The organism is Serratia sp. JUb9 (assembly GCF_014298095.1).
Taxonomy (GTDB): domain Bacteria; phylum Pseudomonadota; class Gammaproteobacteria; order Enterobacterales; family Enterobacteriaceae; genus Serratia_B; species Serratia_B rhizosphaerae.
On sequence record NZ_CP060416.1, the window covers coordinates 913,225 to 926,769 of the forward strand.

Annotated in this window: 9 protein-coding genes; 5 read left to right on the plus strand and 4 right to left on the minus strand. The window is 57.4% G+C overall.

Annotated features, from left to right (window positions below; translation table 11 throughout):
* Positions 1-4: 4 nt before the first annotated feature.
* Complete coding sequence (locus HF675_RS04350) at positions 5-1,405, minus strand: glycoside-pentoside-hexuronide (GPH):cation symporter (RefSeq protein ID WP_105232491.1); 1,401 nt, start codon at positions 1,403-1,405, stop codon at positions 5-7.
* 225 nt (positions 1,406-1,630) lie between these two features.
* Positions 1,631-2,851, minus strand: a complete 1,221-nt coding sequence (locus HF675_RS04355; RefSeq protein WP_111736497.1) for an MFS transporter — start codon at positions 2,849-2,851, stop codon at positions 1,631-1,633.
* Positions 2,852-3,022: 171 nt separating this feature from the next.
* Between HF675_RS04355 and HF675_RS04360 the strand changes: the two genes are divergently transcribed.
* Positions 3,023-3,640 (plus strand): TetR/AcrR family transcriptional regulator, encoded by a 618-nt coding sequence (locus tag HF675_RS04360; protein ID WP_187044137.1) that lies wholly within the window; start codon positions 3,023-3,025, stop codon positions 3,638-3,640.
* Positions 3,641-3,702: 62 nt separating this feature from the next.
* Here the strand turns inward: HF675_RS04360 and HF675_RS04365 are convergent, their stop codons facing one another.
* A complete protein-coding gene (locus HF675_RS04365) occupies positions 3,703-5,079 on the minus strand; it encodes an amino acid permease (RefSeq protein ID WP_105232488.1) in 1,377 nt (458 codons plus the stop codon).
* Positions 5,080-5,745: 666 nt separating this feature from the next.
* On the opposite strand from HF675_RS04365, the gene pdhR reads away from it, so the two are divergent.
* The 4 genes from pdhR (at position 5,746) to lpdA (ending at position 13,024) form a co-directional block, all read left to right on the plus strand.
* Positions 5,746-6,510: a pyruvate dehydrogenase complex transcriptional repressor PdhR gene (gene pdhR / locus HF675_RS04370; protein WP_015673774.1), complete on the plus strand. Its 765-nt coding sequence runs from the start codon at positions 5,746-5,748 to the stop codon at positions 6,508-6,510.
* A 172-nt stretch (positions 6,511-6,682) separates the two neighbouring features.
* Positions 6,683-9,346 carry a pyruvate dehydrogenase (acetyl-transferring), homodimeric type gene (gene aceE, locus HF675_RS04375; RefSeq protein WP_105232487.1) on the plus strand — a complete coding sequence of 888 codons (2,664 nt, stop codon included), beginning with the start codon at positions 6,683-6,685 and terminating at the stop codon, positions 9,344-9,346.
* 13 nt (positions 9,347-9,359) lie between these two features.
* Positions 9,360-11,240, plus strand: coding sequence for a pyruvate dehydrogenase complex dihydrolipoyllysine-residue acetyltransferase (gene aceF / locus HF675_RS04380; RefSeq protein WP_187044138.1), 1,881 nt, complete (start codon positions 9,360-9,362; stop codon positions 11,238-11,240).
* A 359-nt stretch (positions 11,241-11,599) separates the two neighbouring features.
* On the plus strand, positions 11,600-13,024 hold the full coding sequence (gene lpdA, locus HF675_RS04385) for a dihydrolipoyl dehydrogenase (protein ID WP_105232485.1): 1,425 nt from the start codon (positions 11,600-11,602) through the stop codon (positions 13,022-13,024).
* Positions 13,025-13,116: 92 nt separating this feature from the next.
* Here lpdA and HF675_RS23760 read toward each other — a convergent pair whose 3' ends face one another.
* Positions 13,117-13,239: a hypothetical protein gene (locus tag HF675_RS23760; RefSeq protein WP_255265501.1), complete on the minus strand. Its 123-nt coding sequence runs from the start codon at positions 13,237-13,239 to the stop codon at positions 13,117-13,119.
* Positions 13,240-13,545 lie beyond the last annotated feature (306 nt).

Below are 13,545 nucleotides of genomic sequence, written 5' to 3' on the forward strand. Positions count from 1 at the left end.
TCTCTTAGCTGTGCCGGGTTTCAAGCTGGCGCTCACGGTAGTCGGCCAATTCCTGGTAGTTGGCGCGGCGCTTGGCCAGATCGCTTTGGATTTGCCGCATCAGGTCGCGGTCCACTTTCAGCAGCCGCACCACGCCGGCGGTGATCAGGTAGCCGATACCGGGAATGACGGTAAACAGCAGGACGATGCAGTTAAGCGCGCCGGCGCTCTGGCTGGCGGCGTCCGCCTGGTAGCCGGACAGCGACATCAGGAAGCCGACCATCGCGCCGGCCACCGCCAGCCCCACCTTCAGGAAGAACAGATTACCGGAAAAGCTGATGCCGGTGATGCGTTTGCCGGTTTTCCATTCGCCGTAGTCATCAACGTCGGCCATCAGAGACCAGTGCAGCGGCGACGGGATTTGGTGCAGGATATTCAGCAGGAAATAGGCCACCACGATGGTCCAGGTCAGCTGCGGGTTGAGGAAATAGAAGGCGCAGGAGAACAGCGCCAGCGCGATATTAGTCCAGAAGAATACCTGAAGTTTGCAAAAGCGGTCGGTGAGCGGTTTGGCCAGCGCGCTGCCGATCATCATCCCGACCACGCCGAGCGCGATGAACAGGCTGGCGAAAGACGATGACTGTTGCATCACATAGGTGACGTAGTACATGGTGGCCGCCATGCGGATAAAGCCGGGGCAGACGTTGCAGAAGGTCAGCAGCAGAATGCGCACCCACTGATCGTTTTTCCAGACGTCTCGCAGGTCGGCTTTCAGCGCGTCGTTGGTCGGCACCGCCGGGCGGATACGCTCTTTGACCGTCGCGAAGCAGAACAGAAACATAAACAGCGCCACCAAAGCCAGCACGCCCATTGCCATCTGATAACCGCGCGCCTTGTTGTCGCCGCCGAACCAGTCGGCCAGCGGCAGCAGCGTCAGCGACAGCAGCAGGGTGGCGATGCCGACCATGATAAAGCGGTACGACTGGCAGGAGACCCGCTCGTGCGGGTCGGCGGTGATGACGCCGCCCAGCGAGCAGTAAGGAATGTTGATGGCGGTATAGGTCAGCGACATCAGAAAATAGGTGGCGAAGGCATAGACCACCTTGCTGTTATAGCTCCACTCGGGGGTGGTGAACATCAGCACGCTGAACAGCACATAGGGCAGGGAGATCCACAGCAGCCAGGGGCGGAAGCGCCCCCAGCGGCTTTGGGTGCGGTCGGCGATGGCGCCCATAATCGGATCGGTGACCGCGTCCAGCACCCGCACCGACAGCAGCAGAATGCCTACCAGCGCCGGCGTCAGGCCAAAGATGTCGGTGTAAAAATAGTTGAGGAACAGCATGATGGCGCCGCCAATCATATTGCACCCGGCGTCCCCCATGCCGTAACCGATCTTTTCTTTTATCGAAAGGGCATTGCTCTTCATGGACATTTTCTCCGTGCTGACAGGATCAGACTCAATGATCATGATTATTGTCTTGTCCGACGCTGTCTGGTCAGGAGCTGATGGTTATAGAGCTGGACAAACCTGCCATGGCGGAAGAAGTGTGAGCTTGTTAGCAAACTTGACCCGGAGAAGGGACGGCAGAAGCCGGTGGCCCATAGAAGAGAACACGGCGTGAGCCGTGTTTTTTCAGGATGGCGTGGGCATTCAGTGGCTCACGATATGGGAACTGCCGAGACGATGCCCCGGTTTGAAAGCGTATTCACGGGACGACCAGGCGATGGCGAACGCAACGGCCAGCAGGATCAGCAATGCCCAGGGGAAAACGCTGGCCTCCCAGGTATCAAGCAGCATGCCGCCGATCACGCCGCCGCCGGCGATCGCCGAGTTCCAGGCCACCACATTCATGGAGAGCGCCACGTCAGCGCCGTCTCCCGCCGCATCGGCCAGCGCGGTTTGCAACAGGGTTGCCGCACCGCCGAACGTGATGCCCCATACGATCACCCCCAGATAAATCACGGCGGGATCTTGCGCACCGACGCCGAAGGCGAACGCGGTGAGCGCGAAGGCGGCGAGACTGGCCAGTACCGTGGCGCGCAGGTGGCGCTCCACCAGCCGGCCGGTGATCCAGATGCCGGCGAGCGCCGCTGCGCCGAAGGCGAACAGCACCAGATCGGTTCGGTCAGCCATTCCCGCCGGCGCGATAAACGGAGCGATATAGGTATAGAGAATGTTGTGCGCAAGCATCCAGGTGATTACCACTGCCAATACCGGGCGTACACCGGGCGTGGTGAAGACCCGGCGCAGCGGCATGTGTTGATGGGCGGACTGGCCGGGGTAATCGGGGACTTTGGCGTATACCCAGACGATCAGCAGCAGCGTCAGGGCCGACATGATCCAGAATGCGCTGCGCCAGCCGATTGTCGATCCCATGAAGGTCCCCAGAGGCACCCCCAGAGAGAGAGCGATTGGGGTTCCCACCATGGCGATGGCAAGGGCGCGTCCTTGCTGATAAGGCGCGACCATCCGCCGGGCGTAGCCGGCCAGCAGGCTCCAGGCCAGCCCTGCGGCGACGCCGGCAAAGAAGCGGGCGACCAGCGTGACGGCATAGTGGGTAGATAGCGCGGTGGCTGAGTTGAAGAGAAGGAAGCCGATGATAGTCAGCAGCAGGACGTTACGCCGCCGCCAACTGCGTGTTGCAATCGTCAGCGGGATGGCGGCCAGCAGTGAGCCCAGCGCATATGCCGTCACCATTTGCCCGGTCAGCGCCGGATTGACGCCGAGTCCCTGACTGATTTGCGGTAGCAGGCCTGCAGGCAGCGTTTCGGTCACGATACAGATAAATCCCGTCATGGCCAAAGCCAGCAGGGCGGCGACGGGCAGGCGGGCGGCGGTGGCCGATGTCGCCTGAGTGGATGAGTGATTCACGCAAAAGATCCTTTCGACGATGAGAAGGTTCCGGCGTCGCTTGGTGCCGCCGGCGTCTGAAGCATATCGATATATATACCGATTGGTATAAATGTAATCATCATCGTCGCTGCGTTGTCAATAAATTATATATCGATTAGTATATATGTCGTAAAAGATAAGGAGTCAGCGATGGCGCAAATGGGACGTCCCCGCAGCTTTGACCGCCAGCAGGCCATCGAACAAGCGATGCACCTGTTCTGGGAGCAGGGCTATGAATCAACCTCGCTCAGCCAGCTAAAGGCGAGCATTGGAGGTGGTATTTCCGCCCCGAGTTTCTATGCGGCTTTCGGGTCGAAAGAGGCGCTGTTCAACGAGGCGGTGCAGTGTTATCTGGAAAGCTATGCGCGTGTGACGGATTGTCTTTGGGACGACGCGCTGGCGCCGAGAGAGGCCGTTGAACTGGCGCTGCGTCAGTCGACGACCATGCAGTGTGAGCCGGGGCATCCGAAGGGGTGTATGGTTGCTTTCGGCGTCATGAGTGCGCCGACGCCCGCGCATGCCGACGTGGCCAAACCGCTGGCGGAATCGCGTGCGCGAACGTATGCCGGATTTATCCGCTGCGTCGAACGTGCCATTGCCGCCGGCGAGCTGACGGCGAGCACCGACGCCCGGGCGCTGGCGACCGTATTCAACAGTTTTTTGCTGGGCATCTCAACGTCAGCTCGGGATGGTGTTGACGTAGCGACCTTTCAGGGAGCTATTGCCGAAGTGATGAAAGTCTGGGGCGCGCTGCGTAAGCAGGCGTAGCGGGCGGGAAAAGGCGTGATATGAAACAGGCCCGCCGTGGCGGGCCTGCGGCAGAGATGAAATCAGCGCGTGGCGCTGCCGAGCGCCCGCTGGCTGCGCTGCTTGATGGCGTAGCCAATCGCCAGCACCGCCACCCAGAGCGGGATCAGCAGCACGGAAATGCGAATGCCCGGCGTCAGATACATAATCACCAGAATACCGGCCATAAACAGCAGGCACAGGTAATTGCTCAGCGGGTACCAGAACGCCTTGAACTTCGGCTCCACGCCTTCACGGCGTTTTGCCGCGCGGAATTTCAGGTGGGCCAGGCTGATCATCGCCCAGTTGATCACCAGCGCGGACACGACCAGCGCCATCAGCAGTTCAAACGCGCGCCCCGGCAGCAGATAGTTAATCAGCACGCAGAATGCGGTCGCCAGCGCCGAGACGCCGATAGCGACGATCGGCACGCCGCGCCCGTCCACTTTCAGCAGGCTTTTCGGTCCGTTACCCTGCTGCGCCAGGCCGTACAGCATGCGGCTGTTGCAGTAGACGCAGCTGTTATACACCGACAGCGCCGCCGTCAGCACCACGATATTCAGCACCGTTGCCACCAGGTTGCTGTTCAGCGCGTGGAAGATCAGTACGAACGGGCTGCCGCCTTCCACCACTTTGCCCCACGGGTAGAGGGAGAGCAGAATCGTCAGCGAGCCAATATAGAAGATCAGGATGCGGTAGATCACCTGATTGGTGGCTTTGGGAATGCTTTTGGCCGGATTATCCGCCTCGGCGGCGGTGATGCCGACCAGCTCCAGGCCGCCGAAGGAGAACATGATCACCGCCATCGCCATCACCAGCCCGCTGACGTCGTTCGGGAAGAAGCCGCCCTGCGCCCACAGGTTGCTGACCGTGGCCTCCGGGCCGCCCATGCCGCTCAGCAGCAGGTAGGCGCCAAAGACGATCATGCCGATAATCGCCACCACCTTGATAATGGCGAACCAGAACTCCAGTTCGCCATATACCTTGACGTTGGCAAGGTTGATGGCGTTGATCGCCAGGAAGAACACCGCGGCGGAGACCCAGGTGGGGATCTCCGGCCACCAGTACTGTACATAGATGCCGACCGCCGTCAGTTCGGCCATCGCCACCAGCACATACAGCACCCAGTAGTTCCAGCCGGAGGCGAAGCCGGCAAAGTTGCCCCAGTATTTGTAGGCAAAATGGCTGAACGAGCCGGCGACCGGCTCTTCAACCACCATTTCACCCAGCTGGCGCATAATTAAAAAGGCGATAAAGCCGCCGATAGCGTAGCCCAGGATAACTGACGGCCCGGCCATTTTTATTGTTTGCGCGATGCCCAGAAATAGCCCGGTGCCGATTGCGCCGCCTAAGGCGATAAGCTGAATATGGCGGTTCTTCAGCCCGCGTTTCAGTTGGTCGCCCTGTTGTTGACCATCCATCAGTGTTTACCCTCTGTCGTTGCAAATGCTCACACGTTGTAAAAGTGTGATTACGATGTGTGTATGTTTTTGTTTACGGCGTTGTAGGTATTAATTAAACGGCGCCGCTACCGTTTCATGAAGAATAATGTTATGTGAAAAAGTTTGCATCTCCTTTGTTTTGGTGGTGATTAAGATTTCAGCAGTTTAGGCAACAAAATGCGGATTGTGTGATGAGAACGGCTGTTGCGTGCATGAAATAAGCAATAAATCACATAATTCGCAAAAAGATTGTTCTTACCTCCAACCGATGTCTCATCTTGCCGTTTCCCTCCCGTAACTAACCCTTTATGGTCATAGCTATTCACCAAAGCGTCATAAACATGCAATAAATCTCTGGCATTGACGGTTCACTCTGGAGGGGGAACGGCGAGCCTAAATGATGGAATGTGACCTGTGTCACATAAGGTGGCGACGGCGTCTGGGTAAAGCTTTGTAAATGGTATTACCACTTAAGAGTAGCCAGCAGCGGCGGGGGCGTATTTCAGGTAGTAAAACGTGCGGGCCGCACGGATTTCGGCAGGCGGCCATATGGACAGGAGGTGAATACTTTGTTACTTTACCGTCACGTTTGTGAAATTGGTATTACCAATTGACTCCGCGCTATTCGCAGAGAAGAAATCACCCATGGCCTATAGCAAAATCCGCCAGCCCAAGCTGTCAGACGTTATCGAGCAGCAGCTCGAATACCTGATACTCGAGGGTACGCTGCGCCCAGGAGAGAAGTTGCCTCCAGAGCGCGAACTGGCGAAACAGTTTGACGTTTCCCGCCCTTCTCTGAGAGAGGCAATCCAGCGCCTGGAAGCAAAGGGGCTGCTGTTGCGCCGTCAGGGCGGGGGAACTTTTGTGCAAACCAACCTCTGGCAAAGCTTCAGCGATCCGCTGGCTGAACTGCTGGCCGATCACCCTGAATCACAGTTCGATCTGCTCGAAACCCGTCATGCGCTCGAAGGCATCGCCGCCTATTACGCGGCCCTGCGCGGCACCGACGAAGATCTGGCGCGCATCCGCGATTGCCATATCGTGATTCAGCAGGCGCAGGACAGCGGCGATCTGGACGCTGAAGCCGACGCGGTCATGCAGTATCAAATTGCCGTTACCGAGGCGGCGCACAACGTTGTGTTGCTGCATTTGCTACGCTGCATGGGGCCGATGCTGGAACAGAACGTCCGACAGAACTTTGAATTGCTCTACTCGCGCCGTGAGATGTTGGCGAAAGTGAGCAGCCACCGCGCCGGGATTTTTGAGGCGATAGTGGCGCGCGAGCCGGAAAAGGCCCGCGAAGCCTCTCACCGCCACTTGGCGTTTATTGAGGAAATCTTGCTGGATCTCAGCCGGGAGCATACCCGTCGTGAGAGATCGCTACGGCGGCTCCAGCAACGCAAGGAGTAAGAGCGGTTCCCGTCTTGGGGTAACACCAGCCCAATATCAGGGATAAAGCTCGCAGTGCTTAATTAAGTACTTTAGCGGCAACTAAACTGATGAGCCTGTCTTCGTGCGCTTTGCTGCAGAGCGCAGGAAGACAGGCTCCAAATAAACCATTAGACAGATAAGGAATACCACCATGTCAGAACGTTTAAACAATGACGTGGATCCGATCGAAACCCGCGACTGGCTGCAGGCGATCGAATCGGTCATCCGTGAAGAGGGTGTTGAGCGAGCTCAGTTTCTGATTGATCAGGTATTGGGTGAAGCCCGCAAAGGCGGCGTTAATGTAGCGGCCGGTTCCGCTGCTAACGACTACATCAACACCATCGCGGTGGAAGACGAGCCTGAATATCCGGGTAACCTGGATCTGGAACGCCGCATCCGCAGCGCGATCCGCTGGAACGCCGTGATGACCGTTCTGCGTGCTTCCAAGAAAGACCTGGAGCTGGGCGGCCACATGGCTTCCTTCCAGTCTTCCGCGACCTTCTATGAAGTCTGCTTTAACCATTTCTTCCGCGCACGCAACGCGAAAGATGGCGGCGATCTGGTGTACTTCCAGGGCCACATCTCTCCGGGCGTTTACGCACGCGCCTTCCTTGAAGGCCGCCTGACCGAAGAGCAAATGAACAACTTCCGTCAGGAAGTTCACGGCAACGGCCTGTCCTCTTATCCGCATCCAAAACTGATGCCGGAATTCTGGCAGTTCCCGACCGTGTCCATGGGCCTTGGCCCGCTGAGCGCCATCTACCAGGCTAAATTCCTGAAATATCTGGAACACCGCGGCTTGAAAGACACCTCCGCACAGACCGTATACGCCTTCCTGGGCGACGGTGAAATGGATGAGCCGGAATCCAAAGGCGCCATCACCATCGCCACCCGTGAAAAACTGGACAACCTGGTGTTCGTCATCAACTGCAACCTGCAGCGTCTGGACGGCCCGGTAACCGGCAACGGCAAAATCATCAACGAACTGGACGGCATCTTCTCCGGCGCAGGCTGGCAGGTGCTGAAAGTGATCTGGGGCGGCCGCTGGGACGAGCTGCTGCGTAAAGACACCAGCGGTAAACTGGTTCAGCTGATGAACGAAACCCTGGACGGCGACTACCAGACCTTCAAATCCAAAGACGGCGCCTACGTGCGCGAGCACTTCTTCGGCCGTTATCCGGAAACCGCCGCGCTGGTTGCCGACTGGAGCGACGAGCAGATCTGGGCGCTGAACCGTGGCGGTCACGATCCGAAGAAAGTCTTTGCCGCGCTGAAAAAAGCGCAGGAGACCAAAGGCAAGCCTACCGTTATCCTGGCCCACACCATCAAAGGTTACGGCATGGGCGACACCGCGGAAGGCAAGAACATTGCTCACCAGGTGAAGAAAATGAACATGGAAGGGGTGCACCACTTCCGCGATCGTTTCAACGTGCCGGTTGCCGATGCTGACATCGAAAAACTGCCGTACGTCACCTTCGAGAAAGATTCCGAAGAGTACAAATACCTGCACGAGCGCCGCGAGAAGCTGGAAGGCTACCTGCCGAGCCGTCAGCCTCACTTCAGCGAGAAGCTGGAACTGCCTTCTCTGGAAGACTTCGGCCCGCTGCTGGAAGAGCAGAACAAAGAGATCTCCACCACCATCGCCTTTGTGCGCGCCCTGAACGTGATGCTGAAGAACAAGTCGATCAAAGATCGTCTGGTGCCGATCATCGCCGATGAAGCACGTACCTTCGGTATGGAAGGTCTGTTCCGTCAGATCGGTATCTACAGCCCGAACGGCCAGCAGTACACCCCGCAGGACCGTGAGCAGGTGGCTTACTACAAAGAAGACGAGAAAGGTCAGATTCTGCAGGAAGGGATCAACGAACTGGGCGCCGGCGCGTCCTGGCTGGCGGCTGCGACCTCTTACAGCACCAACGACCTGCCGATGATTCCGTTCTACATCTACTACTCGATGTTCGGCTTCCAGCGTATCGGCGATCTGTGCTGGGCAGCGGGCGACCAACAGGCGCGCGGCTTCCTGGTCGGCGGCACCTCCGGCCGTACCACGCTGAACGGCGAAGGTCTGCAGCACGAAGACGGCCACAGCCACATTCAGTCGCTGACCATCCCGAACTGTATTTCCTACGATCCGGCATATGCCTATGAAGTGGCGGTCATCATGCATGACGGTCTGGTGCGTATGTACGGCGAAGCGCAGGAGAACGTTTACTACTACCTGACCACGCTGAACGAAAACTACCATATGCCGGCGATGCCGCAGGGCGCCGAGGAAGGCATCCGCAAGGGTATCTACAAGCTGGAAACGCTGGAAGGCAGCAAAGGCAAGGTACAGCTGATGGGCTCCGGCGCGATCCTGCGTCACGTGCGCGAAGCGGCACAGATCCTGGCGAACGACTACGGCGTTGGTTCCGACGTGTTCAGCGTGACCTCGTTCACCGAACTGGCGCGCGACGGCCAGGACTGCGAACGCTGGAACATGCTGCACCCGACCGAAGAGCCACGCGTACCTTACGTTGCTCAGGTGCTGAGCGATGCGCCGGCGGTAGCGTCTACCGACTACATGAAACTGTTCGCCGAGCAGATCCGCAACTTTATCCCGGCCAGCGATTATCGCGTACTGGGCACCGATGGCTTCGGTCGTTCCGACAGCCGTGAGAACCTGCGTCACCACTTCGAAGTGGATGCATCTTACGTGGTGGTTGCTGCTCTGGGCGAGCTGGCTAAACGCGGCGAAATCGATAAGAAAGTGGTTGCCGAGGCGATCGCCAAATTCGATATCGATGCCGATAAAGTAAACCCGCGTCTGGCCTAAGAGGTAAAGAATAATGTCTATTGAAATCAAAGTACCGGACATCGGTGCAGATGAAGTCGAAATCACCGAGATTCTGGTGAAGGTCGGCGATAAGGTCGACGCAGAGCAGTCGCTGATCACCGTAGAAGGCGACAAGGCGTCGATGGAAGTGCCATCGCCGCAGGCCGGCGTGGTGAAAGAAATCAAGGTTGCGGTCGGCGATAAAACCGAAACCGGCAAACTGATCATGATCTTCGAAGCAGAGGGCGCAGCGGCTGCAGCGCCTGCTCAGGAAGCGAAGCAGGAAGCGGCGGCTCCGGCAGCGGCGCCTGCTGCTGCGGCGGCAAAAGACGTTCAGGTTCCGGATATCGGCGACGACGAAGTGGAAGTCACCGAGATCATGGTGAAAGTGGGCGACACCGTGACGGAAGAACAGTCGCTGATCACCGTGGAGGGCGATAAGGCTTCCATGGAAGTGCCTGCGCCGTTCGCCGGCACCGTGAAAGAGATCAAAATCAACACCGGCGATAAAGTAAAAACCGGCTCGCTGATTATGGTGTTCGAAGTAGCAGGCGCCGCGCCGGCCGCAGCACCTGCTCAGGCGGCGGCACCGGCGGCCGCTGCGCCGGCGGCTTCCGCAGCGAAAGACGTGGCCGTGCCGGATATCGGCGGCGACGAAGTGGAAGTGACCGAAGTGATGGTGAAAGTGGGCGATAAAATCGCCGCCGAACAGTCGCTGATCACCGTGGAAGGCGACAAGGCTTCGATGGAAGTGCCTGCGCCGTTCGCCGGCACCGTCAAAGAGATCAAAGTCAGCACCGGCGATAAAGTGAAAACCGGCTCGCTGATTATGGTGTTCGAGGTAGAAGGCGCAGCCCCGGCAGCCAGCGCCGCTGCACCTGCACCTGCGCCGGCTCCGGCTCAGCAGGAAAGCAAAGCCGCCGTGCCGGCCGCGAAAGCGGAAGGTAAAAACGAATTCACCGAAAACGATGCCTACGTGCATGCGACGCCGGTTATCCGCCGTCTGGCGCGCGAATTCGGCGTTAATCTGGCGAAGGTTAAAGGTACAGGTCGTAAAGGCCGTATCCTGCGTGAAGACGTTCAGGCCTACGTGAAGGACGCGGTGAAACGCGCCGAGTCCGCACCGGCTGCCGCAGCCGGCGGTGGTCTGCCGGGCATGCTGCCATGGCCGAAAGTGGACTTCAGCAAGTTCGGCGAGATCGAAGAAGTGGAAATGGGCCGCATCCAGAAGATTTCTGGCGCCAACCTGAGCCGTAACTGGGTGATGATCCCGCACGTTACGCACTTCGATAAAACCGATATCACCGAGCTGGAAGCGTTCCGCAAGCAGCAGAACGAAGAAGCCGCCAAGCGCAAGCTGGACGTGAAGTTCACCCCGGTGGTGTTCATCATGAAAGCAGTTGCCGCAGCGCTGGAGCAGATGCCTCGCTTCAACAGTTCACTGTCTGAAGACGGCCAGAAGCTGACGCTGAAGAAGTACATCAACATCGGCGTGGCGGTAGATACGCCGAACGGCCTGGTGGTTCCGGTGTTCAAGGATGTTAACAAAAAAGGCATCACTGAGCTGTCCCGCGAACTGATGGCGATCTCCAAGAAAGCGCGCGACGGTAAACTGACCGCCGGCGAAATGCAGGGCGGTTGCTTCACCATCTCCAGCCTGGGCGGTATCGGGACAACCCACTTCGCGCCGATCGTCAACGCGCCGGAAGTGGCTATCCTGGGCGTCTCCAAGTCGGCGATGGAGCCGGTCTGGAACGGTAAAGAGTTCACGCCGCGTCTGATGATGCCGATGTCGCTCTCCTTCGACCACCGTGTGATTGACGGTGCCGATGGCGCACGCTTTATCACCATCATCAACAATATGCTGTCTGACATTCGCCGTCTGGTGATGTAAGGAAAAAAGGGCGCAGCATGCTGCGCCCTTATCGCTTCGGTAGCAGTTTTGTCGGTTTTTGCATGATTCGACAAGATTGTTGAGACACGGGTCACTTCGAACATGCTTTGCAGATTATTAACAATTCTGTAAACTGCTCGCGGTGTAAGCGTCCCGGTGGATGAAGGGCGTTATGAATTCGATTAAAAATATACCCTATAGATTTCACATGGCAGCTAGGCGGCAACTTCTTGAATTTCCAGGAGCTTACTGAAGTAAGTGACTGGGGTGAGCGAATGAAGCCAACAACGCGGCAAGGTGAAAGATGACGGGTATAAAAATGACGTCTGACCCGCCGGACAATAAATTAAGAGGTCATGATGAGTACTGAAATAAAAACTCAGGTCGTGGTACTTGGGGCGGGCCCAGCAGGCTACTCTGCTGCCTTTCGTTGCGCTGACTTAGGTCTTGAAACCGTTCTGGTTGAACGTTATTCCACGCTGGGCGGGGTTTGCCTGAACGTGGGATGTATCCCTTCCAAAGCACTGTTGCACGTTGCCAAAGTGATTGAAGAAGCCAAAGCACTGGCTGAACACGGCATCGTTTTCGGTGAGCCGAAAACCGACATCAACAAGATCCGTACCTGGAAAGAGAAAGTCATCACTCAGCTGACCGGCGGTCTGGCGGGTATGGCTAAAGGCCGTAAAGTTAAAGTGGTTAACGGTCTGGGCAAATTTACCGGCGCTAACACCCTGGTTGTTGAAGGCGAAAACGGTCCGACCACCATCAACTTCGATAACGCCATCATTGCCGCAGGTTCTCGTCCAATCCAACTGCCATTTATCCCTCATGATGACCCACGCGTGTGGGATTCCACCGATGCGCTGGAGCTGAAAACTGTCCCAGAGCGTATGCTGGTGATGGGCGGCGGTATCATCGGTCTGGAAATGGGCACCGTCTACCACGCGCTGGGTTCTCAGATTGACGTGGTGGAAATGTTCGATCAGGTGATCCCGGCGGCTGATAAAGACGTGGTGAAGGTGTTCACCAAGCGTATCAGCAAGCAGTTCAACCTGATGCTGGAAACCAAAGTGACCGCGGTAGAAGCCAAAGAAGATGGTATCTACGTCACGATGGAAGGCAAAAAAGCGCCTGCGGAACCACAGCGTTATGACGCGGTGCTGGTGGCTATCGGCCGTGTGCCGAACGGTAAACTGCTGGATGCCGACAAAGCGGGCGTGGCGGTTGATGAGCGCGGCTTTATCAACGTTGACAAGCAGATGCGCACCAACGTACCGAACATCTTCGCCATCGGCGATATCGTCGGTCAGCCGATGCTGGCGCACAAAGGCGTGCATGAAGGCCACGTGGCGGCGGAAGTTATCTCCGGTCTGAAGCACTACTTCGATCCGAAAGTGATTCCATCCATCGCGTATACCGAGCCGGAAGTGGCATGGGTAGGTCTGACCGAGAAAGAAGCGAAAGAGAAAGGCATCAGCTATGAAACCGCCACCTTCCCGTGGGCGGCGTCCGGCCGTGCTATCGCTTCCGACTGTGCAGACGGCATGACCAAACTGATCTTCGACAAAGAGACTCACCGTGTTATCGGTGGGGCGATTGTCGGCACCAACGGCGGCGAGCTGCTGGGTGAGATCGGTCTGGCTATCGAGATGGGTTGTGATGCGGAAGATATCGCGCTGACCATCCACGCTCACCCAACCCTGCACGAATCGGTAGGTATGGCGGCTGAGATGTTTGAAGGCAGCATTACCGACCTGCCTAACCCGAAGGCCAAGAAAAAGTAATTTTTCCGGCTTAAACGGTTGATAAGCGGCTCCTGAGAAGGGGCCGTTTTTTATGACGCCGCTAAAAGGCCGCTCAGAGAGCGGCCAGTAGCTTACTTGTTCTGGACTATCACGTTCAGCGTCAGGCTGTTGCCGTTGACCGACCAACCGCCTTTATCAACCCCAAACGCCGCGCCCAGTACAATGAGCAGGATAAATAACGAACTCCTTTTCATTGCGCGATCCCTGTGGAACCACGACCACCGCGACTTCACCGGGAAAATCCCGGTGGAACAAGCGCTTTGTGACGCTCGCATCGCAGTTGTGGCAGAACTGTCCTCAAGCCCGGTGACCGGCTGCTAAACCGGCAGAACAGACCCGGTGAGATAGTAACGTGGAATCATGTTTTCCACATTCTTTTTGTTGATTTTTTAAGCGTGATTGCGCAGAATGTCTCTGCTTTGTGGCGCTTGTATCGTACTTTACGATGTAAGTATTCCGTCCGGTGCCTGCTAACGCCGTACGGAACAAAGGAACCGCCT